The 20,146-nt window shown below is 70.3% G+C and carries 18 protein-coding genes and 3 tRNA genes; 11 read left to right on the top strand and 10 right to left on the bottom strand.

Going from position 1 to position 20,146, the window contains the following annotated elements:
• Nucleotides 1-7: 7 nt before the first annotated feature.
• Genes JJJ14_RS02120 through JJJ14_RS02105 form a run of 4 tightly spaced genes read left to right on the top strand, consistent with a single transcriptional unit; the run spans nt 8 to nt 2,210 of the window.
• Nucleotides 8-655 carry a hypothetical protein gene (locus JJJ14_RS02120; RefSeq protein ID WP_201444570.1) on the top strand — a complete coding sequence of 216 codons (648 nt, stop codon included), beginning with the start codon at nt 8-10 and terminating at the stop codon, nt 653-655.
• The gene (locus JJJ14_RS02115) at nt 645-1,301 is read left to right on the top strand and encodes an RNA polymerase sigma factor (RefSeq protein WP_201444569.1); all 657 of its coding nucleotides are present in this window, start codon (nt 645-647) and stop codon (nt 1,299-1,301) included. Before JJJ14_RS02120 ends, JJJ14_RS02115 begins: the two co-directional genes overlap by 11 nt.
• Nucleotides 1,298-1,849 (top strand): hypothetical protein, encoded by a 552-nt coding sequence (locus tag JJJ14_RS02110; protein ID WP_101558837.1) that lies wholly within the window; start codon nt 1,298-1,300, stop codon nt 1,847-1,849. Before JJJ14_RS02115 ends, JJJ14_RS02110 begins: the two co-directional genes overlap by 4 nt.
• A complete protein-coding gene (locus tag JJJ14_RS02105) occupies nt 1,839-2,210 on the top strand; it encodes a transcriptional regulator (protein WP_201444568.1) in 372 nt (123 codons plus the stop codon). The genes JJJ14_RS02110 and JJJ14_RS02105 overlap by 11 nt, the downstream gene beginning before the upstream one ends.
• 139 nt (nt 2,211-2,349) lie before the next feature.
• Here the strand turns inward: JJJ14_RS02105 and JJJ14_RS02100 are convergent, their stop codons facing one another.
• Together JJJ14_RS02100 and JJJ14_RS02095 are read right to left on the bottom strand one after the other, a co-directional pair.
• Entirely contained in the window at nt 2,350-3,981 is a 1,632-nt protein-coding gene (locus JJJ14_RS02100) for an amino acid permease (RefSeq protein ID WP_442859482.1), read from the bottom strand.
• Between the two features lie 150 nt (nt 3,982-4,131).
• A complete protein-coding gene (locus JJJ14_RS02095; RefSeq protein ID WP_075375717.1) occupies nt 4,132-5,199 on the bottom strand; it encodes a 4-hydroxy-3-methylbut-2-enyl diphosphate reductase in 1,068 nt (355 codons plus the stop codon).
• A gap of 44 nt (nt 5,200-5,243) precedes the next feature.
• Between JJJ14_RS02095 and xseA the strand changes: the two genes are divergently transcribed.
• From xseA to JJJ14_RS02080, 3 genes are all read left to right on the top strand, one after another.
• Nucleotides 5,244-6,632, top strand: coding sequence for an exodeoxyribonuclease VII large subunit (xseA, locus tag JJJ14_RS02090; RefSeq protein WP_201444567.1), 1,389 nt, complete (start codon nt 5,244-5,246; stop codon nt 6,630-6,632).
• 465 nt (nt 6,633-7,097) lie between these two features.
• Nucleotides 7,098-7,448 (top strand): exodeoxyribonuclease VII small subunit, encoded by a 351-nt coding sequence (locus JJJ14_RS02085; RefSeq protein WP_236592881.1) that lies wholly within the window; start codon nt 7,098-7,100, stop codon nt 7,446-7,448.
• Between the two features lie 602 nt (nt 7,449-8,050).
• The gene (locus tag JJJ14_RS02080; protein WP_201444566.1) at nt 8,051-8,992 is read left to right on the top strand and encodes a carbohydrate kinase family protein; all 942 of its coding nucleotides are present in this window, start codon (nt 8,051-8,053) and stop codon (nt 8,990-8,992) included.
• Nucleotides 8,993-9,662: 670 nt separating this feature from the next.
• Here JJJ14_RS02080 and JJJ14_RS02075 read toward each other — a convergent pair.
• From JJJ14_RS02075 to JJJ14_RS02060, 4 genes are all read right to left on the bottom strand, one after another.
• Nucleotides 9,663-10,748 (bottom strand): AEC family transporter, encoded by a 1,086-nt coding sequence (locus JJJ14_RS02075; RefSeq protein WP_201444565.1) that lies wholly within the window; start codon nt 10,746-10,748, stop codon nt 9,663-9,665.
• A 181-nt stretch (nt 10,749-10,929) separates the two neighbouring features.
• On the bottom strand, nt 10,930-11,901 hold the full coding sequence (locus tag JJJ14_RS02070; RefSeq protein WP_201444564.1) for an endonuclease/exonuclease/phosphatase family protein: 972 nt from the start codon (nt 11,899-11,901) through the stop codon (nt 10,930-10,932).
• Nucleotides 11,898-12,383, bottom strand: a complete 486-nt coding sequence (gene msrB, locus JJJ14_RS02065) for a peptide-methionine (R)-S-oxide reductase MsrB (protein WP_201444563.1) — start codon at nt 12,381-12,383, stop codon at nt 11,898-11,900. Before msrB ends, JJJ14_RS02070 begins: the two co-directional genes overlap by 4 nt.
• A 97-nt stretch (nt 12,384-12,480) precedes the next feature.
• A complete protein-coding gene (locus JJJ14_RS02060) occupies nt 12,481-13,905 on the bottom strand; it encodes a mechanosensitive ion channel family protein (RefSeq protein WP_201444562.1) in 1,425 nt (474 codons plus the stop codon).
• Between the two features lie 165 nt (nt 13,906-14,070).
• Between JJJ14_RS02060 and JJJ14_RS02055 the strand changes: the two genes are divergently transcribed.
• A complete protein-coding gene (locus JJJ14_RS02055) occupies nt 14,071-14,400 on the top strand; it encodes a PadR family transcriptional regulator (protein ID WP_010614388.1) in 330 nt (109 codons plus the stop codon).
• Nucleotides 14,400-14,915 (top strand): permease prefix domain 1-containing protein, encoded by a 516-nt coding sequence (locus JJJ14_RS02050; protein ID WP_201444561.1) that lies wholly within the window; start codon nt 14,400-14,402, stop codon nt 14,913-14,915. Before JJJ14_RS02055 ends, JJJ14_RS02050 begins: the two co-directional genes overlap by 1 nt.
• 77 nt (nt 14,916-14,992) lie before the next feature.
• Here JJJ14_RS02050 and JJJ14_RS02045 read toward each other — a convergent pair.
• From JJJ14_RS02045 to JJJ14_RS02035, 3 genes are all read right to left on the bottom strand, one after another.
• Nucleotides 14,993-15,065 (bottom strand) — tRNA-Phe (locus JJJ14_RS02045).
• Between the two features lie 47 nt (nt 15,066-15,112).
• Nucleotides 15,113-15,186: transfer RNA gene (locus JJJ14_RS02040), tRNA-Asp, on the bottom strand.
• 38 nt (nt 15,187-15,224) lie between these two features.
• A tRNA-Glu gene (locus JJJ14_RS02035) sits at nt 15,225-15,297 on the bottom strand.
• Between the two features lie 168 nt (nt 15,298-15,465).
• Between JJJ14_RS02035 and JJJ14_RS02030 the strand changes: the two genes are divergently transcribed.
• A complete protein-coding gene (locus JJJ14_RS02030; RefSeq protein ID WP_075375560.1) occupies nt 15,466-15,897 on the top strand; it encodes a metallopeptidase family protein in 432 nt (143 codons plus the stop codon).
• A 69-nt stretch (nt 15,898-15,966) separates the two neighbouring features.
• On the top strand, nt 15,967-17,301 hold the full coding sequence (locus tag JJJ14_RS02025; RefSeq protein ID WP_201444560.1) for a glycoside hydrolase family 3 protein: 1,335 nt from the start codon (nt 15,967-15,969) through the stop codon (nt 17,299-17,301).
• A gap of 84 nt (nt 17,302-17,385) precedes the next feature.
• On the opposite strand, the gene JJJ14_RS02020 is transcribed toward JJJ14_RS02025, so the two are convergent.
• Nucleotides 17,386-19,884: a variant leucine-rich repeat-containing protein gene (locus JJJ14_RS02020; protein ID WP_201444559.1), complete on the bottom strand. Its 2,499-nt coding sequence runs from the start codon at nt 19,882-19,884 to the stop codon at nt 17,386-17,388.
• Between the last annotated feature and the right edge of the window lie 262 nt (nt 19,885-20,146).

Below are 20,146 nucleotides of genomic sequence, written 5' to 3'. Positions count from 1 at the left end.
TACGACCATGCGTTCAGTTTCTGGTGTCCTCAACCGGACGGCCCTGTCCGGCTGCGGGCTTCTCATCGCAGCGGCGTCATCCTGGGTCCTGGCCTCCGGCCTGAGTGCCGGTCGCTCCTGGCCCGACGCCGCCCCCTACCTGGCCACGGCGCAGGACCGAGTCGGCAGCCTCATCGCAGCCCAGGCGCACTGGCTCCTGCCGGTGGCCGCGCTGGTCTCCGTGCTCGCCGTCATCGCCGGGTTGGTCCTACTCGCCATGCAGATCCCCCGCAAGGCGGCCGCCTCTCCCCTGAGGTTCAGCGACTCCGAGGGCGTCCTCATGGCCACCGTCGCCCCCGAGGTCCTGTCACAGGCCCTGTCCGAGCGGGCGGAGGACGTTCCCGGGGTGGAGCAGTGCGCCGTGTGGGTCACCGGTTCCCCCAGCAGTCTGTGGGTGCAGGCGGACGCTACCGTGTCCCAGGACTGCGAGGTCGCATGGGCCGTGGCGGAGCTCAGGGGCCGGCTCGAGGATGACGTGACCACGTCCCTGGGCACGCGCCCCCGGCAGGTCGACGTCCTGGTGGGGCTGGAGCGCTCCACGAGCAAGCGCAGCGTCTCGCAGACCGTCACGGGGCAGCACTCGCCCAAAACCATCGGGAACGGCGATGGTGCGTGAGACGCGAGATGAGGCCACGGCGGCGCCTCGCTCGCGTCCAGACCACGCCGCACAACCGAGCGCCTCGTCCGGCGCGTCGCCCGACAAGGACCGCTACCTGGTCCTGCGCGCCCAGGACGGGGACATCAACGCCTTCGAGCAGCTCGTCGAGCGTTACCAGGGGCGCCTGTTCCGCACCGCCTACATGATCGTGCGCAACCGTCACGACAGTGAGGACATCGTCCAGGACACTCTCATCCAGGCCTGGCGCAGTCTTCACCTCGTCAGGGAGCCCGCCGCCTTCCGGGGCTGGCTCATGCGGATCTGTACCAACAAAGCCACCAGCATGGCGCGCAAGCGTCAGCGCCGGGCCACCGACGCCTACGACGCCGAGGGCCTGGAGACTGCGAGCGCCATGGCGGAGACGACGTCGAGCAGCACCGCTGACCCGGCCGAGTCCAGTGAGGTCAACGCCCAGATCGAGGCGCTGGCCGACCTCCTGGCCTCCGTGCAGCCCGAACTGCGCATCGTCTGGGTGCTCCGAGAGGTCGACGACATGTCCTACGAGGAGATCGCCCAGGCCCTGAACCTGACCGAGTCCACCGTCCGAGGGAGGCTGGCACGCGCCCGCTCTCTCGTCATGCGCCAGATGAAGGAGTGGGCATGAGCACCGTCAACCAGCTCTCACACAGCGTCCGACGCGCGACGGCGTCGGCCTCCAAGTCCTTCGCCCGGTCTCATGAGCAGGACGACGCCGACACGCGCGAGTACCAGCGTCTGATCGCCTCCCTGCACGAGGAGTGGGACCGGCTGGAGTCTCAGGCGAGCGCCTCGGTCATGCCCAAGCGCCACCTGATGGACGCCATCATCGCCGAGACCCGTCACGGCGCCCAGGTGGAGATGCCCGCCACCGACCTGGGGCCGTACAGCATGTCCGAGTTCTCGCTGCGGGCGCTCATCCGCCGCACCGTGGACGGCGTGCCCGGGGCGCGCGCCCTGCGCTCGACCTTCGAGCACGCGCCCTCAGCTGAGGGCCACCGCGGCCTGGGGGTTCCGCAGACCATCTCCTGCCGGATCTCCGCCCACCTCAGCGTGGACAGCCTGCCGCAGCTCGGCCAGGAGGTCCGCGACGCCGTTCGAGCCGCCTGCCATGAGAACCTTGGGGTGTCCCCGACCGTCAACGTCCACATCGAGGATCTCCACGATGACGACTAACCTCTCAGCGGCCGAGCTGGCCCACCTGGTTACTGCTGTCCCCGGCGTCCGAGCAATCGAGCCGGGGATCGGCAGCACGTTGAGGGCGATCGGTAGCCGCATGCGGCAGCAGGATCCTCAGCGGGCCCGCTTCGGAGTGATCGTCGAGGAGGGCTCGCGCCGGGCCGTCATCGAGATCGGCATCGATGGCTCGCGGCCCGTCAAGGACATCGTGCGCGATGTCCAGGAGACCATCCTCCGCTCGCTATCGCAGGCGAGCGAGTCCGCCACCCCCTCCGAGGCCCGGGAGGGCTCCGACTCCTCCGACGTCGGGGAGCAGAGCGCGCCTCAGGTCACGGTGCGGGTCCAGTCCCTGCTGTAGGCGCCCAGCCCACAGCAGCACCAGCCTCGTGCAGGTTCCAGCACGAGTCGACGTCGGGGCACCAGTCAGATGATCGGCGCCCCGACGTCGGTCATGGGGTACAGGGGGCGAGCCCAGCGGACGCGGGGCTCAGCCAGGCTCAGCTGCGCTCGCGAACGACGGCGCCGGAGACGTCGGCCTCCTCCAGGCGCACCATGCGCGACCCGGTCACCAGGCGGTGCCCCAGCCAGATGGCCCCGAAGACCGGCAGGCCGATGTAGGAGGAGAGCACCTCCACGAGCTGGCCCTTGAAGACCGCCTCGTAGTTCTGGCCCAGGATCACCAGGGCGCACAGGGTGAAGGCCAGGACCGGCCCCAACGGGAACCAGGGCGCCTGGTAGGGCAGATCGGCCGGGTCATTGCCCTGGAGCACGTAAGCGCGCCGGAAGCGGAAGTGGCACGCGGCGATCCCCAGCCACACGATGAACCCGCACAGGGCGGAGACGTTGACCAGCCAGGCGTAGGCGGTGTTCTGCCCCACCACGGCGGTCAGGAAGCCGGCCGCCCCCACCAACGCCGTCGCCCCCAGGGCCCGCACCGGGACCCCGTGGCGGTTGACGTAGGAGAACCAGGCCGGCGCCTGCCCCTGGAGGGCCATCGAGTGCAGCATGCGTGTCGAGGCGTACAGGCCGGAGTTGCCGGCGCTGAGCACCGCGGTGAGGATGACGGCGTTCATGAGGGCCGCCGCGATCCCGATCCCCGCCCGCTCGAAGACCAGGGTGAAGGGCGAGTAGGCCACGTCCTCAGTCTCGGTGTGCAGCAGCCGGCTGTCGTTGAAGGCGATGAGGAAGCCGATGACCGTGATCGCCCCGATGTAGAAGATCATGATCCGCCAGAACACCGTGTGGATCGCCTTGGGCACGTCCCGGCGCGGGTTGCGGGCCTCACCGGCCGCCACGCCCACCAGCTCGGTGCCCTGGAAGGAGAACCCGGCCACCATGAACACCGACACAATGGCCAGCATCCCGCCGTGGAAGGGCGCGTCCTTGACGACCCAGTTGCTGAAGCCCGGGGACGTCCCACCGATGATGCCGGCGATCATGGCCAGGCCCGCCACGAGGAAGATGACGACCGTGACCACCTTGATGGCCGACAGCCAGAACTCCCCCTCCCCGAAGGCGCGGGCGGACAGGGCGTTAAGCGTCGTCAGCAGTGCTAGGAACAGTGCCGCCCAGATCCACGAGGGCACCCCTGGCAGCCAGTAGCCCATGACGATTCCGGCGGCCACCAGCTCGGCCGCCACCGTGATCGCCCAGTTGAACCAGTAGTTCCAGCCCATGGCGAAGCCGAAGGAGGGGCTGACGAACCGGGTGGCGTAGGTCTGGAAGGAGCCGGCCACCGGCATGTGCGCCGTCATCTCGCCCAGGGACTGCATGAGCAGCAGCACCATGAGGCCGATCGCCGCGTAGGCCACCAGGGCACCGCCCGGGCCGGCCGTGGAGACCGTGGCGCCCGAGGCCACGAACAGCCCCGTGCCGATGGCGCCGCCGATGGCGATCATCTGCATGTGCCTGCTGGTCAGGCTCCGGTGCAGGCCGCCGTCCTCCTCCAGGGCCTCGTTGGAGACCTGGCCGGAGGCGCCGGAGACCACCGCGCCCACGGGGTCTGCGGAGGTCACAGGGTCAGCACTGTCGGAGCTGTCGGAGCTGCCGGCGCCGTCGGCAGCGGGCCGCCCACTCGACGCGGCGGGGGCAGGGCCACTGGGGGCCGACTCGTCATGGGAATGTGTCACCCGACCGAGGGTAACCGTCACGCATGCAACCCGGCGTTCACCTTCGGCCTGTCTCACGCAGCCGGTCGTGTGCTGACGCTCACGGCCGGCCCTGCGGCCAGCCCTATGGAAGGCCCTGCGGCCGGGGCGGAAGGGGTGGGCGGCGCAGCCTCAGCAGGTGTGGTCGGCGGCCGGCTCGCGACGCTTGTGCGCCGAGGCGGCCCCCTGGGCCGCCATGAGGTCGGCGCGCAGGTTCTTGGGCAGGGAGAAGGAGATCTTCTCCGTGGTGGTGCGCACCTCCTCGACGTCGTCGAACCCGAACTCGGCCAGGCGCTCCACCACCTCGCGCACCAGGATCTCCGGTACCGAGGCGCCCGAGGTCAGGCCGACCGTCTCGACGCCGTCGAACCAGGACGGGTCGATCTCGCTGGCGAAGTCCACCCGGTGGGCGGCGCCCGCACCGGCCTCAAGGGCCACCTCCTTGAGGCGTACCGAGTTCGAGGAGTTGCCGGAGCCGACCACGATCATGAGGTCCACCCTCGGGGCGATCTTCTTGACCGCGGCCTGACGGTTCTGGGTGGCGTAGCAGATGTCCTCGCCGGGCGGGTCGATCATCTCCGGGAAGCGCTCGCGCAGCAGGCGCACCGTCTCCAGGGTCTCGTCGACGCTCAGGGTGGTCTGGCTGATCCACACCACCTTGGAGGGGTCGCGCACCTCGACCTGGTCCACCTCGTGGGGGCCGTTGACGACCTGAATGTGGTCGGGGGCCTCGCCCTGGGTGCCCTCGACCTCCTCGTGGCCGGTGTGGCCCACGAGGATGATGTCGTAGTCCTTGTCCGCGAAGCGCACCGCCTGCTTGTGCACCTTGGTCACCAGCGGGCAGGTCGCGTCAATCGTGTCCAGCCGGCGCTCGGCGGCCTCAGCGTGGACCGCCGGGGAGACGCCGTGGGCGGAGAAGACGACGCGGGCGCCCACCGGCACCTCGTCGGTCTCGGAGACGAAGATGGCGCCGCGCTTGGAGAGGGTCTCCACGACGTACTTGTTGTGGACGATCTCCTTGCGCACGTAGATCGGCGCCCCGTAGTGGGCCAGGGCCTGCTCCACGGCGTCGACGGCGCGGTCCACGCCGGCGCAGTAGCCGCGCGGGGAGGCCATGAGGATCCGCTTGCCGCCCTTGGGAGAGGGGGCCGCGGCGTCGGTGTGCTCACTGGCGAGCTCGATGGTCGTCACGGTCACCACTGTGCCACAGTGGGACTCAGGTCCCCAGTGGTGGACGTGGCACAGTGGTGCATGTGACAGGCCAGAGCCCCTCCCAGCCCAGCCCGCAGCCCTCCCCCGGTGCCGGCCTTGCGTCCGGTCCCGACGCGGGCGGCGGCCCCGGCAACTCCGGCAGCCCCGACGGCACCCGGGAGCTGGCGCCGCGAGCGAACCTCACCACCGCGGAGAACCCGTGGCCGCTGCGGCTGCTGTCCTCCAAGATCGACCAGTACGTGGCCCGCATGAGCCAGGTGTGGGTGGAGGGGCAGGTCATTCAGCTCAACCGCCGCCCCGGCGCCGGCATGGCCTTCCTCACCCTGAGGGACACGGACGCCGATATCTCCATGTCGGTATCCATCTACGCCCGGGTCCTCGACGCCGTTCTGGCCCACACCGGCGCCGAACTCGGCGAAGGAGCCCGCGTGGTGGTGCGCGCCAAGCCCACCTTCTGGGCCAAGCGGGGCTCGCTCCAGCTGCAGGCCGACGACATCCGGCCCGTCGGCGTCGGCGACCTGCTAGCGCGCATCGAGCAGCTGCGCCGCATCCTGGCCGCCGAGGGCCTGTTCGACGCCGAGCGCAAGCGGCCCCTGCCCTTCCTGCCGCGCAAGGTGGGCCTCGTGTGCGGACGCCAGGCCAAGGCCAAGGACGATGTGCTCGTCAACGCCCGCCTGCGCTGGCCCGGCCTGCCCTTCGAGGTGCGGGAGGTCGCCGTCCAGGGGGCGCGCGCCGTCGGCGAGGTCACTCGGGCCATCCAGGAGCTCGACGCCGATGCGCAGATCGACGTCATCGTCGTGGCCCGCGGGGGCGGCGCCGTCGAGGACCTGCTGCCCTTCTCCGATGAGGGGCTCGTGCGCGCCGCGGCCGCCTGCCGCACGCCGCTGGTCTCGGCGATCGGCCACGAGACCGACTGCCCCCTGCTGGACCTGGTGGCCGACTACCGGGCCTCCACCCCCACCGACGCCGCCCGCCGGATCGTCCCCGACCTCGCCCAGGAGACCGTGGGTCTGGACTCGGCCCGCGAGCGCCTGCGCAGCGTGCTCGCCTCGCGGCTGGACGCCGAGCAGGCGGCCTTGGACCAGCTGCGGGCCCGGCCGGTCATGGCCGACCCCACCTCGATCGTGCGCGACCGGGTCATCGAGCTGGGTCAGGCCCGCGACAGGATGCGCCGGGCTGTGGAGCATCGCCTGTCGCTGGCGGCCGCGGATCTGCGCGCCGACCGCGCCCGGTTGACGGCGCTGTCGCCGCAGGGGGTCCTGGATCGCGGCTACACGATTCTGCGCACTCCCGGCGGCAAGGTCATCACCAGCGCCGAGGATGTCAAGAAGGGCGACCTCATCGAGGGGGTCCTGGCTTCGGGGCGGCTCGTCGCCCAGGTCGTCGGCGCAACCAAGCCTCGGCCCGCCGATATCGACTGAGCAGCGGCTAAGTGCCGGCTGCACTTCGGGCACCGCGCCGACACAAGCGCTAGTCAATCGCGCCTGGATCGCGCGCATCGGGCGGACCCGGGCAGTGAAGCTCACTGAGGCCGGCCGCGGGGCACTGGCGCAGGCAGGTTTGGAGGGAGTGCTGACACGCCTCGATGAGAGGACCCCCAACGACGCAGCAGGATAGAAGTGGGGGCTGACGCATCTGTGCTCTTGGACCGGAACCAGCAGGAGTCAAAGAGAGATTCAGGTCAGGATTTTGTCCATATGGGACGATTTTGGAGCCTCCACAACCAGTCGACACCGCACCAAAACGCTCTGGCCAGCACAGATGCGAACGCCACTGAGACGGGGCACCGTCAAAGTCGTCCCTCTTGGACACTTTTGCGCCGAGGGCATCACCTCGGTCCGCCTTGTCCACTCCGCCCCCAGGCCGGTCCGTGCGAGAATCGGGGCGTGAGCTCCGAGATGAACCCCGGCCCGTACTCCGACCAGTACCCAGACGAGTACTCACCCCAGAGCAGCCCCTACTCGGCGTCCTCAGGGTCGTCAGGGTCTTCAGCGTCGTCTGCCCCTGCCGCCGGCGGGGCGTCCGGTGCCAATGAGGACGTCGCCACGCTCAGCTATGAGCGGGCCCGTGAGGAGCTGGTGGCCGTCGTGCAGCGTCTTGAGGCGGGCTCCGTCCCTTTGGAGGACTCCCTGGCGCTGTGGGAGCGCGGCGAGGCCCTGGCCCAGCGCTGCCAGACCTGGCTCGACGAGGCCCGCGCCCGCCTGGCCGCAGTCGCGCAGGAGGACCCTGAGGACTGACGCGACCTGGGACTGACCAGGCATGACCCGCCGGGCCAGCAGTTCCAGGCCGCGCGCGCCCGTACGCGCGACGAATCGACCGTCTTAGCAACGTGGCCGTTTGTCCGGGGGCCTGGCATGCGCCCACCTGCGCGGCGAACTGACGGAGTTGCCCGGGCCCCTCTGGCGGTGGTGCCCCCATCCAGCGTCTCCGGCAGTCGAAGCAGGAGCCCGGAAGGAGCCGTGGATGTCCAAATCGGACACAAAGGCTTGGGGCGCACTCATCCGGACGGAACACAACCGCATGATTCCAAGGTTTTCATTCATGCGGCCTGTGCAGTGAAAGCCCTTTGTATCCGATTTGGACATTCTTGGGCGAGATGAGCCCTGAGGGCGGCGCCGGATCGGTAGTCTGTGAGCATTCGCCCTCCGGCCACGCGCATCGATCAGCGCGCCGGCCACTTCCGGGCGGTGTGGCGCCGCCGCGTTCCTCATCCGCCCGAGTCCCTCTCACCACCTCTTCTCATTCTCCCGGTCCACCACTCCGGCCAGCCCTCCGCCCCTCCCGCGTCTCGTCTCAGCTCACTACCACCGGACCCCGGTCCTGCACGAAGGAGTCGCCCATGTCCGCACCCGGCCGCCCAGGATCCGCTCTCGTCATCGGCGAGGCCCTGGTTGATGTCGTCATCCACCCCGGGCAGGAGCCCGTGGACATCCCCGGCGGCTCGCCTGCCAACGTCGCCCTGGGACTGGCGCGCCTGGGCCGCGACGCCGAGCTGCACTGCTGGATCGGCACCGACGAGCGCGGCCAGGCCGTGCGCTCCCACCTGGAGGCCTCCGGGGTCCGTCTGGCTCCGGGCGCCGACGGTGCGGCGCGCACCTCCACGGCACAGGCCACCATCGGGGAGGACCGCGCCGCCAGCTACGTCTTCGACCTGGACTGGAACCCGCCACGCCCGACACTGCCCGACGGGCAGGCGCCGCTGCTGGTACACACCGGCTCGATCGCCGCGATCCTGGCGCCCGGCGCCGCCACCGTGGAGCAGGTACTGCGCGAGACCCGCGCCACCTCCACCATCGCCTATGACCCCAATGCTCGGCCTCAGCTCATGGGTGAGCCCGAGGAGGCCCGAGAGGTCGTCGAGCGCCTGGTGGGTCTGTCGGACCTGGTCAAGTGCTCCGATGAGGACATCGCCTGGCTCTACGGCCGGGACGCGGACCTGGAGACGGTGCTGCGCTCCTGGTTGGACAAGGGCGTGGCCGTCGTGGTGGTCACGCGCGGCAAGGAAGGGGCCCTGGCCCTGTCCGCCTCGGGGGTTCGCCTGGAGGTGCCCGCCGACCCGAGCGTCGTGGTGGCGGACACGGTGGGCGCCGGCGACTCCTTCATGGGCGGCCTGGAGGATGCCCTGTGGAGCGAGGACCTCGTGGGTGCGGACCGGCGCGAGGCGCTGCGCGCGGTGGACACCGAGACCCTGGAACGGATCGTGCGCCACGCCGCGGCCATCGCCGACATCACGGTCTCGCGGGCCGGAGCCAACCCTCCCACTCGCGACGAGCTTCCCTGAGGAGCCCGGCAGGGAAGAGGCCTGGCAGGTCGCTGGTGTCCATGGTGCTGACATCACGGGCGCACCGGCGCTTCACGACCGAGAGAAACCACAGGATTCCAACGATCCTCGCTGGGTACTTCGACGGCAGGCTCGTCAATGTCAGCGCTATGGACACCGGGTCGCGCAGGAGTGAGTCCGGGGTTCTTACGGCAGTGCCCGGCGCCTCCGCCATGGGGCCTCCTACACCACTCCCTAGCTGACGTCTGCGCAGGGTCCCGGTGGTCATGGTTGGACGCCCGCCCTGCCCCGAGTCTGCCCGAGTCGGCCTAGTCCACGAGGGTCGGGATCTACTGGCCAAGGGTTGTGCGTACTGCACGAAGGCCCCACCTACCCAAAGTGCCCCCAACCCTCGACCAGTAGCGCCCCGCCCTCGTGCAGTGCATCCAGACAACGCCGTAAGCCACCACAGTGACCCGGCCAGCCCACTCCGACAGGCCGAAGCAGCAGCTCTCCCACCCGGCATACCCACCCCACCGGCGTCTTGAGATGTCATGACACCCGAAACTCCCAGAAACCATGAGACAACACAGCACCCTGGCCCCCTCGATCAGACGGCTTACGCTACGACCGCGCGGACAAGGGGCCGGACACCGACGACACCAACGACGGGCAGTGCGACCGCGCGGGCTCAGTGCAGGAGCGCGGCGGCCAGCAGGACCACGGGCACGAATCCGGCCGTCGTCAGCAGAACGGCATCGCGGGCCAGGTCCTTGGCCGCTCCGTAGCGCGAGGCGTACATGAAGACGTTCTGCGCCGTGGGCAGGGCGGCGGTGACAACCGGGGCGAGCAGCTGGCCTCCGCAGAGTCCCGCCGCCGTTCCGACGACGACGGCCAGCCCCGGCATGACGGCGAGCTTCCAGCCCACCGCCAGCCACAGGCCGCTGCGCCGACTCGCGCCACACTGGGACGTCGACCTCGCCCCGTGCGCCGGCTCCTCCTCCACCCGGGGTGGTCGGCCTCCCGCGGTGTCAATCTCGTGCGCCTCCGATCCGGCCTCCGCCGCCGGCGAGCCCCGCAGGGACGGGGACGCCTCCTCCGGCGCGGGATTGCGCAGGGGCCGGGGCGCCCCGGCCAGGCTCATCCCCAAGGCCAGCATCATGAGCGGCACGGCGACGCGCCCGAGCATCTCCAGCCCCTGGGCCGGATAGCCACCGCCCCACTCCTCGAGGTCCACCCCACCCAGGTTCGCCGCGGTCCCGGCCACGACTCCCCACAGCAGCGGGTTGCGCAACGGTACGGTCAGGGTCGCCAGGCGGGACGGGTTGCCACGGCGGGTGACGGCGTCGAGCACGGTGAAGGCGGCCGGGGTGAGTACGAGGAGCTGGAGCAGAAGGATCGGGGCGATCGTGGCCGCATCCCCCAAGACGAGGACGGCCACCGGAATCCCCAGGTTCGCGGCGTTGACGTAGCCGGAGGCGAGCGCGCCGATGGTGGCCTCGGCGGTGGGGCGGCGCAGCACGAGTCGGTGGAGGCACCAGGCCGAGACGATGGCCGCGAGCTCGGCGGCCACGGCCACGGCGGTGGAGCGGGAGAGGACCGCCGTCAGGTCGGCGCGGCTCAGCGTGGTCACGAGCAGCGCTGGGGTGGCGGCGAAGAAGCAGACGCGGGTGAGGACCCCGTCGGCGTCAGCGGGCACGGCGCGGGTGCGCACCAGCAGCCAGCCGACGGCGATGACTACGCCGAAGACCGCCAGTCCCGCCACCACATCGGCCATGGTCTCCCCCTCTCATGGGCCCCGCCGCATCGAGTTCGTAGGGTAGCCCGCGCGGTCGTACCCTCTACCCCTCGAACGCGCGACCTAAGGTACGACCTCGCGGGCAGGGCTGCGGCGGGGGCCCGACAACGACGAGGCCGGCAGTACGACCTCGCGGGTACTGGGCCTTGGCGGACGCCCCTCAGCCGACCGGCTCGAGGTCCACCCAGGTGCCGACGTGGTCGGAGATGATGAAGGAGGTCGTGCCCCACTCCACGGCGCGCAGGAGCGGGCTCCCGTCGGCCGCGGCGGCCTCATCGGTCAGCGGCAGGCCGTCGGGGCCGGTGGGCCACAGGTCGGTCAGCACGTGGTCGATGCGCCGCTTGGGGTCGGCTGCCGGGAAGGTGAGCCCCTCCCCCACGGTCCGCCCCAGCCCCAGGGCGTCGACCTGCTCGGCGGAGAGGTTGTAGTCGCCCACGAGCAGGTGCGGCCCGGGCAGCCCGGCGAGCGCCCCCCAGGCAGCGGCGAGCTGGCGAGCCGCCATGGACTCGCGGGTCGCCAGGTGGGTGGAGGCGACCGACAGCTGGCGGATCGGCCCGCCAGCGCCTTCGGGCACCTCGAGGGTGGCGGCCACCATGACGCGCTGGGAGGCGGTGGACACGTGGTAGGAGCGCGGGTCCCAGGCCCGCTCGCCGCGCTTCTCCACGCTGGAGGCCCCGCGCCCCAGGCGCTTGACGTGCCAGCCGGAGACCGGGAAGCGCGACAGGAGGGCGTTGCCGTAGCCGATCGGCCCGGCCCCGACGGCGGCGCGCAGCAGCCCCAGGACGTCGTCGGTCGGCGAGCTCAGCGCGGTGCGCAGGGGCCGACGGCGCAGCCCCACCACCGGCCCGGCATAGCTGGCGGAGAAACGGCAGGTCGGCATACCCAGCTCCTCGGCGAGGAAGGCCGCCTGGTGGAGGCGCCCGGAGCGGGCCTGCCCCAGGTCCACCTCCTGGAGGGCGATGATGTCGGGGGCCAGCTCGGCGATCTGCTCGGCCGTGGCCCGCATAACGGCACGGGCGGTGGCGGGGTCGGAGATGTCGGCGCCGGCCAGCGAGCCGGTGGAGGCGCTGCCGTCACCGGCCCCGGCGCCGGGCAGGCCGTGCTGGAGGTTGAGGCTCAGGACCCGGATCATGCTTGCTCCTCCTCGAAGGTCAGGCTCACGGAGTTCATACAGTAGCGCTGGCCGGTGGGGGTCTGGGGGGCGTCGTCGAAGACGTGCCCCAGGTGGCTGTGGCAGGTGGCGCAGCGGACCTCGGTGCGCACCATGCCGTGGGAGGTGTCGGTGCTCAGGGTGACCGCCTCGGAGTCGGAGGGGTCGTAGAAGGAGGGCCAGCCGCAGTGGGAGTCGAACTTGGTGGTGGAGCGGAACAGCTCGGCGCCGCAGCCGCGGCAGCGGTAGACGCCCTCGCGGTGCTCGTCGAGCAGGGCGCCGGTGAAGGGCCGCTCGGTGCCGGCCTCGCGCAGCACGTGGTACTCCATGGGGCTCAGGGCGGCGCGCCACTGGGCGTCGGTGCGCGCGGCGGCCTCCAGGTCGAGGGCCGGGCCGTCGAGGGCCGGGCCGGAGGGCTCGGAGGCGGGCGTCACGGAGGGGTCGCTGCTGGCGTTGGTACTCATGGGCTCATCGTTACCCGCCCGACGGCGCCGGGCGACCTGCGTTCACGCAGCGAAAACTCACCCATCCGCCGGGGAGTCGGCCACGTAGCGACTCGGCTCACCTGGGTCCCAGGCCCCCGCGCCGGGCGCGGTGCAGCAGGGAGCGCCCCATGGCCCGCCCCAGGGTGACGGCCCGCCGGGCCCCCAGCCCGTGGGCGGCGCTCTCCCCCTCGGCCTCCGTGGTCGCGGCGCCATCGCCTCCATTGTCTGGAGCGGCCGTGGTGGCGCTGGCGGGGCCGGCCTTCTGCTTGGCGACGATCTGCTCGGCGGCGCGGGCCACCTCCTCGGGGCCGAGGTCCTGGGTGACCTCGACCTGCTCGACCTCCACTCGCGTGCGCGGCAGGGCATAGGGGGCCTCCCGCTGGAGCCAGGAGACCAGCTCTTCGCGCACGTAGGACTTGAGGGCGCCGACGTCGCCGGGGTCGTCCCCGGTCAGGACGATGCGCACGGTGACGTGGCCGCCGACGGCGTCGAAGACCTCCAGGGAGGCCTGGCGCCCGTCCCAGACCGATGAGGCGGCCACGAGGCGGGCCAGCTCGGCACGCAGCGAGGCGATGGGCACGCGCCAGTCCAGGTCGAGGGTGAAGTAGCCGGTGGCCTGGGAGCCTCCACGCGTCCAGTTGGCGAAGGGGTTCTCGGTGAAGTGGGTCGAGGGCAGGATGAGGCGCCGGTCGTCCCAGGTGCGCATGACCACGTAGGTCAGGGTGATCTCCTCGATGGTGCCCTGCTCATCGTCGACGACGACGATGTCGTCCACGCGGATGGCGTCGGTGGTGGCCAGCTGGAGGCCGGCGAAGACGTTGCCGAGCATGGAGCGGGCGGCCATACCGGCGATGACGGAGGCCAGACCGGCCGAGGCGAGCAGCGAGCCCATGGCGAACTGGACGCTGGGGAAGGTCATGATGGCGCTGACGAGCCCGGCGATGACGATGATGACCTGGGCGACGCGCCGCAGGATCTGGCTCTGGGTGGTCACCCGGTTGGCGCGCCCCTGGTCCCCGCCGGCCTGCGCCCCCTTGACGACGGTGGACTCGATGGCCTTGGCGAAGGCGACGACGAGCCAGGTCACCGAGACGATGAGGGCGATGGTGACCCCGCGTTCGATGACCACCATCGTCGTGGAGTCGCTCTTGGTGTGCCGCAGCCCGGTCAGGGCGAGCTGGGTGCCCAGGAAGGCCCCGGTCATGGCGCCGACGGCGACGATCGGCCGGCGTCCGAAGTCCACGATCTCGTGGTACAGGAGGCGCCGCCGGCCCATGAACGTCAGGATCGCCACCACCACAAAGGCGATGACCAGGCCGATGACGACTCCCACGCCGGCCTGCCAGGCGATGGTGACCAGGTCGTTGGTCGTCTTGGTCACCGCCTTGACGGTCTCGTCGACGTTAACTTCGGGCACACCCGTGGGAGTGGGCGTGGTCGAGGCACTCGCGCTGGGATCTGCGCTGGGGGTCGCGGGAGGGGTGGTGGCTGCGACGAGCATGAAGCCACCTTAAGCAGCCCGGCTGTGCCTGGGCTGTGACGTATGGCCGCCAGCGGAAGCATCCCCCTCCAACATCCGCTTGACGTACTACGTGTGCCGTAGTACGTTAGATGCACACAAGGACCTCAGGGCCCCGTCATCACGAACCAAGGAAGGAGGGTTCACATGATTAGCGCAGACGCCATTCGCGGCTACATCGACCTCATCGTCCTGTCCCTGCTCAAGCGACAGCCGTCCTACGCCTACGATCTGGCCAAGACCATCACCGAGGTCTCCGACGGCGAGTACACCATCAAGCAGACCACGCTCTACACGGCCCTCAAGCGCCTGGAGTCCACCGGCCTGGCGGCCTCCTACTCGGGAGTGTCCGACTCCGGCAAGTCCCGCACCTACTACCGCCTCACCTCCGAAGGCACCACCCACCTGACCGCCAAGGTCGCCGAGTGGGAGGACACCAAGACCCTCGTCGACCGCTTCGCGAAAGGATCCCACTGATGGACACCATCGAGACCTTCCTCGACAACATGTTCGCCCCCTACCCCGCCACACCTCGCCTGATCGAGGCCCGCTCCGAGCTGCGCGCCATGATGGAGGACGCCTACAACGACGCCATCGCCCAGGGCAAGACCCACAATGAGGCGGTCGGGCAGGTCATCACTGACTTCGGCAACCTTCACGAGCTGGCCCCGGTCCTGGGCATCGCTCAGGACATCCAGCCCGGCGGCGCCCCGCAGGTGGCCCCCGCCGGTACCCCGACGACATTCGCCCCCAATCGTCCCACCACCCCCGCCCCTGTCGGCCAGCCGTCCTCCTGGCAGGGAGAGCAGGACGATGACGACCCCTTCACCAACCTCGTGGCCGGAATCTACTGGCCGGCCGCCGTGGTCATCTACCTGCTGTGGAGCTTCATCTTCGACGCCTGGGACATCTCCTGGATCCTCTGGCCAGTGGCCGCCGTCGCCTTCGCCATCTTCGCCACCGTGCGCCGCTACCGGCGCGACCGCCAGTGAGTCCCTCCGCCCCGGCGCGAGGCTCACCCGGTCATGAGCGAAGGCCCGGAACCTTGTGGGTTCCGGGCCTTTCGCAGTGGCTCCGACCGGCGTCGATCCGGTGACCTTTCGATTTTCAGTCGAACGCTCTACCAACTGAGCTACAGAGCCTTGGGATGGAATCGGCCCGACCATTTCTGATCGGACCGACCGTTCCGCGACCTCGACGGGACTTGAACCCGCGACCTCCGCCGTGACAGGGCGGCGCGCTAACCAACTGCGCCACGAGGCCAGTGTGAATTCACTGTGTTATTCACTTGTGCGAATCCGTACCCCCAACGGGATTCGAACCCGTGCTACCGCCGTGAAAGGGCGGGGTCCTAGGCCGCTAGACGATGGGGGCCAGGGGCCTTCGACGTCGTCGCGCCTCGAACCGGGATGAACACTAAGGGCACAGTCTTCCGCAGCGCAAATCCCAGGAGCGTGACCCTCCTCACCGCTCGGTTTTCGGCGGAATTCCGGCCCGCGAGCACTGCCGGGCCGGAGCCGGACGGTCTGGCAGGCTGTGCCCGTGAGCCACGAGCACCAGCAGGAGCCTGACCGCCCCCGGGAGCCGCAGCCGGTCAGGATGTCGCAGCAGGACTTCGAGGACGTCGTCGGCGACGCCCTCGACCGGATCCCGGAGGACCTGGCCGAGGTGATGGACAACGTCGTCGTCCTGGTTCAGGACGAGCCCGATCCGGAGATGCTCACCGAGGAGGACTATGACGACGCCGGCCTGCCCACGCTCCTGGGGCTGTACGACGGCGTCCCCCTGACCGAGCGCGATGAGGGCTGGTCCATGGTGCTGCCCGACCGCATCCTCATCTTCCGCGGACCGTTGGAACGCTGGTGCACGAGTCGCGAGGAGCTGGAGGAGGAGATCACCGTGACCGTCATCCATGAGGTGGCCCACCACTTCGGCATCCCCGACGAGCGCCTCCACGAGCTGGGCTGGGAGTAGCGCCGCGAGCGGTGCGTGAACAGACCGTCAGGGTCATGACCTCGCGAGCACCCAGGGACCTGTCTTAGTGTGGCCGACATGAACGACCGTCATCGGCCTGATATTTCCGACGCCGGCGAACCCCTCGCCCCCGGCGCCACCAGCCAGTCCTCGCAGCACCACGTGAGTCGGCGGCCAGTGCTCCTGGCGGCCCTCCTGGGCACCGGGTCCCTGGCGGGATGCTCCCTCATCCCCGGCTCCTCGTCGGCCGGCTCCTCCCCCAGTGCGAAGCCCAAGGCCCCGGAGCCGGCGGCGTCGAGCGCCGCCCCCTCGCCCACCGCGGCCGCGAGCCCGGCTCCGTCGGCCACGGCGACGGCAACGGCCACTGACGGAGCGCTGGCGGGTTGGAGTCTGGAGGAGAAGGTCGGCCAGCTCATGATGGTCGGGGTGGACGCCCAGGCCCCCAAGCAGTCCTCCAACGAGGCCGTTGACACCCACCATGTCGGCAACATCTTCATCGCCGGACGCACCACGGCAGGCAGCCAGGCGACCCGGAAGGTCATCAACTCCTTCACCTCCAAGGTCGGCCCGGGCACGACCCACGCCACCCCGATGCTCGTGGCCACCGACCAGGAGGGCGGCGAGGTCCAGGTCCTGGCCGGATCGGGCTTCTCCGACATCCCCTCGGCGCTGGACCAGTCGACTCAGCCGCGCGATCAGCTGGTGGCCTCGGCGCGCACCTGGGGCAAGGAGCTGGCCGACGTCGGCGTCAACATGAACCTGGCCCCGGTCGCCGACCTGGTCGACATTGCCCGGCCGGCCTCCAACGAGCCCATCGGCCGCTGGGGGCGGGAGTACGGGCACGACGCCGCCACCGTCTCCTCCCAGGCCGGTGCCTTCGCTGAGGGGATGCAGGCCTCGAAGGTCATCCCCACTTACAAGCACTTCCCGGGCCTGGGGCGGGTGAAGGACAACACGGACACCTCAGCGGGCGTCGTCGACTCCACCACGACCCGCAGCGCCGACACCGCCGTCAGTGTCATCTTCGGCGCCGCCATCGCCGCCGGGGCGCCGGTCATCATGGTCTCCTCGGCCACGTACTCCCTCATCGACCCCTCGGCGCCGGCGGTCTTCTCCTCGACGATCGTCACCGACATGCTGCGCAGGGAGATGGGCTTCTCCGGGGTGGTCATCACCGACGACGTCTCCGCCGCCGTCCAGGTCCAGGACGTGAGCGCGGGCGATCGGGCCGTGCGGGCGATCCGGGCCGGCTGCGACCTCGTGCTGGCCTCGGCGGACCCGACGGTGGCCGCGGACATGGTCAAGGCCCTGATCTCCACTGCCCGGTCCGATCCGGCCTTCGCGGCGCGGGTGGACGAGTCGGCCACGCGGGTGCTGAACCTGAAGAAGAGCCTGGGGTCCTGACACGCGCCGAGATGCGCATCGGCCCGCCTTGAGCCCGTAGCTCAAGGCGGACCGATCACGTTGTCAGGCCAGCCGGCTCAGGTCTCAGCGAAGCTTGGTGGTGCCCTGGGAGGTTCCGTTGGACTCGATGCGCTTGGCCAGGCAGTGGTCGGAGTCGTAGCCCTGGGCGTCGCACCAGGCGTTGGCCTGGTCGCCGTCGGAGTAGGTATCACCCTGCAGAGTCACCCACCAGCCTCCGGTGTCGTAGACCGGCCACTGGCTGGTGTCGATGATGACGGCCTTCGGGTTGGCCTGCTGCGTCTTGAGGTACTCCGCGAGGATCGCGCGCTTGGTCCAGGTCTGCCCGTCGGCCACGAGACCCACCTGCTTGGAGGACAGCTGCGGGGTCCACTTGCCCCGCAAACTGTTCATCACGATGGGGTAGTCGTGCTTGATCTGCCACTGGATGGCGTCTCCGGCGGCCTGCTCGTCCTGCGCCTCCTGGTTGGCGTTGGAGCTCGCGGAGGAGGCGATGGTCATCGCGGAGTTCGTCGAGCTCTTCGCGGTGGCGGTCGATGAGCTGCCGCGGTCGAAAGAGGGCCGGACCGTCAGGCCCTTGAGGTCGAGGTCCTTGGCGGTGCGGAAGTAGTGCTGCTCGCCGAAGCGCAGCGTCACCGCCCGGCCGCCGTTGGGGATGATGAGCGGGTCGCTGGAGAGGTCGAAGGTTCCCGAGGCCACAAGGTGGTCGACGTCGGCGCCGCCGGTAGGGCTGGTGGAGCTGTAAACGAGGACCTGGCTGGACGATCCGGCCAGGAAGTCGCCCTCGGCGCAGGAGGTCGCCATGTTGCCGTGGACCTTGAGCTCACCCTGGCCGTCCTCCACCGAGGTGATCGTGAAGGTCGGCATGCTGGAGCAGGCCTTGACCGCGCCCGAGGGCAGGGCCGCCGCGGTTGACGTGGCCGCGGCGTCGGCCTGACCGTTCTGCTTGCCGTCCTCGCCCCCGTTGCTGTCGGCCTTGTCCTGGGAGGTGTCCCCACTCTTGTCCTTGTTGGCGAAATAGCTGCCGGCCCACAGGCCGCCTCCGCCGACGAGGACGAGCAGGAGGACCACGATGATCGCGACCAGGCGACCGCTGCTGGACTTCGACGGCTGCTTCTGCTGGGGAGGCGGCATCTGGGCCATCATCTGGGGGCCGAACATGTCCAGCTCCACGGCCGGCTGAGCGGCGGAGAAGCCCGACGGCGCCCCGCTGGGGGTCTCGGCCCAGGCGGCGATGTCCTCGGCCGACGGCGGCGGGGGCACGGGGAAGGCCACCGACTCGGCCGAGCCCGCGGCGGGAGCGGCCGAGCCCGCTGTCCAGCCGGAGGTCACGGCCGCAGACTGGGCTGACGCCGTGGGATCAGTCGTGTCAGCCGAGTCGACCTCGTGCCGCTGCGAGTCGGGGGCGAGGACGGTCGTGTCGTTGTTGTCGGAGTCCGCAGCCTCGTCGACGGCGCCCTCCGCCTCCACATCGGGATCGCCAGCGGTCTCAGCCGCGTCGGAGTCCTCGACGTCATCCGAGGCATCGTCCTCAGGGACGACGGTCTCCGCCTCTCGAACCTCGTCGGCATCCGCGGCCACCTTGTCGGCGACCTCCGGCTCTGCATCGGGCTCAGTGGCAGTCTCAGCCCCCTCGGTGTCCTCGAAATCCTCGGCAGGCTGGTCCTCCGAAGCCAGGCTCTCAGCCTCGTCGTCCTCAACGTCTTCGGAGTCCTCGTCAGACTCGTCAGTCCCCGGTTCCTCGGCCGCTTCAGCGGGCTCCGCGCTGCGCTCGTCGGCGGCGGTGTCCTCGACGTGCGGGTCCTCCGGAGCCGGGCCCTCAGCCTCGGCATCCTCAGTGCCCTCGGAGTCCTCGGAGTCCTCGGCAGACTCCTCTGTCTCCGGCTCGACACCAGCTTCGCCAGAGCCGGCATCCTCAGCGCCATCCTCTGCCTCGTCACCCGTATCGTCGGGGCGCGGCTCCTGAGCTTCGCCGGTTGCGGTATCCGCATCGGGCTCGGTGGCAGCCTCAGCCGTAGACTCCGTGACCTGCGCGTCCTCAACCGCATCAGGGCTCTCGACGGGTTCTTCTGCGTCCTGGTTGTCACCAGCCTCGCCAGAGTCGGCGCCAGCGACACCTTCGACCTCATCGCCGTCAACCGGCCCGGGCTCATCGGCCGCCTCGTCCTCGTCCACCGGCGTGCCGCCGTCTCCGGCCGACTCCTCCGACTCGGTCGGCTCCGTCTGCGCCGGGTCCCCCTGACTGAAAGCAGGGTCCACAGTGGGCTCGCCGGCCGCACTATCAGCCGCAGCCGCAGCCCCTGCGTCACCCACGCCACCAGCAGCACTGGCGGCCGCGTCGTCGGTCAGGTAGCCGCGCGCACGGAGATTGGCGAGGACCTCGACGTTCCCGGTACTGGCCAGCCAGCCGAGCAGGTCGGGATAGGCGGCCGGGTTAGTCGACAGCGGCGCCCACAGGTCGGGCCGGCTCTGTGCGATGGCGGCCTGCAGGGCCTGGTCCGGAGTCTGAGCGGCAACCGTCGCATCGGCCTGATGCGCCGCCATCATGAGCTGAACCGGATCCATGCAGAGCCTTCCCGGGAGAACGTATGGGTGACCTCGACTGATCGGGCGCGCAGCCAACCCATCCCGGGTCCTTCACCAGGCTCCGATCATCCCCGATGGTAATCACGAATCGTCGGAAAAGTTAGAAAACGGACTCCACCTCGACGAACGCCCGCATCCTCCAAGCGCCCCGTCCGCCCCGCGTCTCAGGGACCTCCCCGACCCCGGGTCAGGGTCGCCCGACCACATGCTCAGGGGACGGTCATCCGCCAGGAGGATTCAC

The organism is Actinomyces sp. HMT 175 (assembly GCF_016694895.1).
Classification (GTDB): domain Bacteria; phylum Actinomycetota; class Actinomycetes; order Actinomycetales; family Actinomycetaceae; genus Actinomyces; species Actinomyces oris.
Note: the sequence above shows the minus strand (reverse complement) of the source record. Positions and strands in the feature narration are given on the sequence as shown.

Excerpts from the sequence above, each read along its gene's own strand:
- JJJ14_RS02110 (WP_101558837.1), top strand. The coding sequence starts at position 1,298 with ATGAGCACCGTCAACCAGCTCTCACACAGCGTCCGACGCGCGACGGCG.
- JJJ14_RS02050 (WP_201444561.1), top strand. The coding sequence starts at position 14,400 with ATGGACACCATCGAGACCTTCCTCGACAACATGTTCGCCCCCTACCCC.
- JJJ14_RS02070 (WP_201444564.1), bottom strand. The coding sequence starts at position 11,901 with ATGATCCGGGTCCTGAGCCTCAACCTCCAGCACGGCCTGCCCGGCGCC.
- JJJ14_RS02115 (WP_201444569.1), top strand. The coding sequence starts at position 645 with ATGGTGCGTGAGACGCGAGATGAGGCCACGGCGGCGCCTCGCTCGCGT.
- JJJ14_RS02060 (WP_201444562.1), bottom strand. The coding sequence starts at position 13,905 with ATGCTCGTCGCAGCCACCACCCCTCCCGCGACCCCCAGCGCAGATCCC.
- JJJ14_RS02105 (WP_201444568.1), top strand. The coding sequence starts at position 1,839 with ATGACGACTAACCTCTCAGCGGCCGAGCTGGCCCACCTGGTTACTGCT.
- JJJ14_RS02020 (WP_201444559.1), bottom strand. The coding sequence starts at position 19,884 with ATGGATCCGGTTCAGCTCATGATGGCGGCGCATCAGGCCGATGCGACG.
- msrB (WP_201444563.1), bottom strand. The coding sequence starts at position 12,383 with ATGAGTACCAACGCCAGCAGCGACCCCTCCGTGACGCCCGCCTCCGAG.
- JJJ14_RS02055 (WP_010614388.1), top strand. The coding sequence starts at position 14,071 with ATGATTAGCGCAGACGCCATTCGCGGCTACATCGACCTCATCGTCCTG.
- JJJ14_RS02080 (WP_201444566.1), top strand. The coding sequence starts at position 8,051 with ATGTCCGCACCCGGCCGCCCAGGATCCGCTCTCGTCATCGGCGAGGCC.
- JJJ14_RS02075 (WP_201444565.1), bottom strand. The coding sequence starts at position 10,748 with ATGGCCGATGTGGTGGCGGGACTGGCGGTCTTCGGCGTAGTCATCGCC.
- JJJ14_RS02120 (WP_201444570.1), top strand. The coding sequence starts at position 8 with ATGCGTTCAGTTTCTGGTGTCCTCAACCGGACGGCCCTGTCCGGCTGC.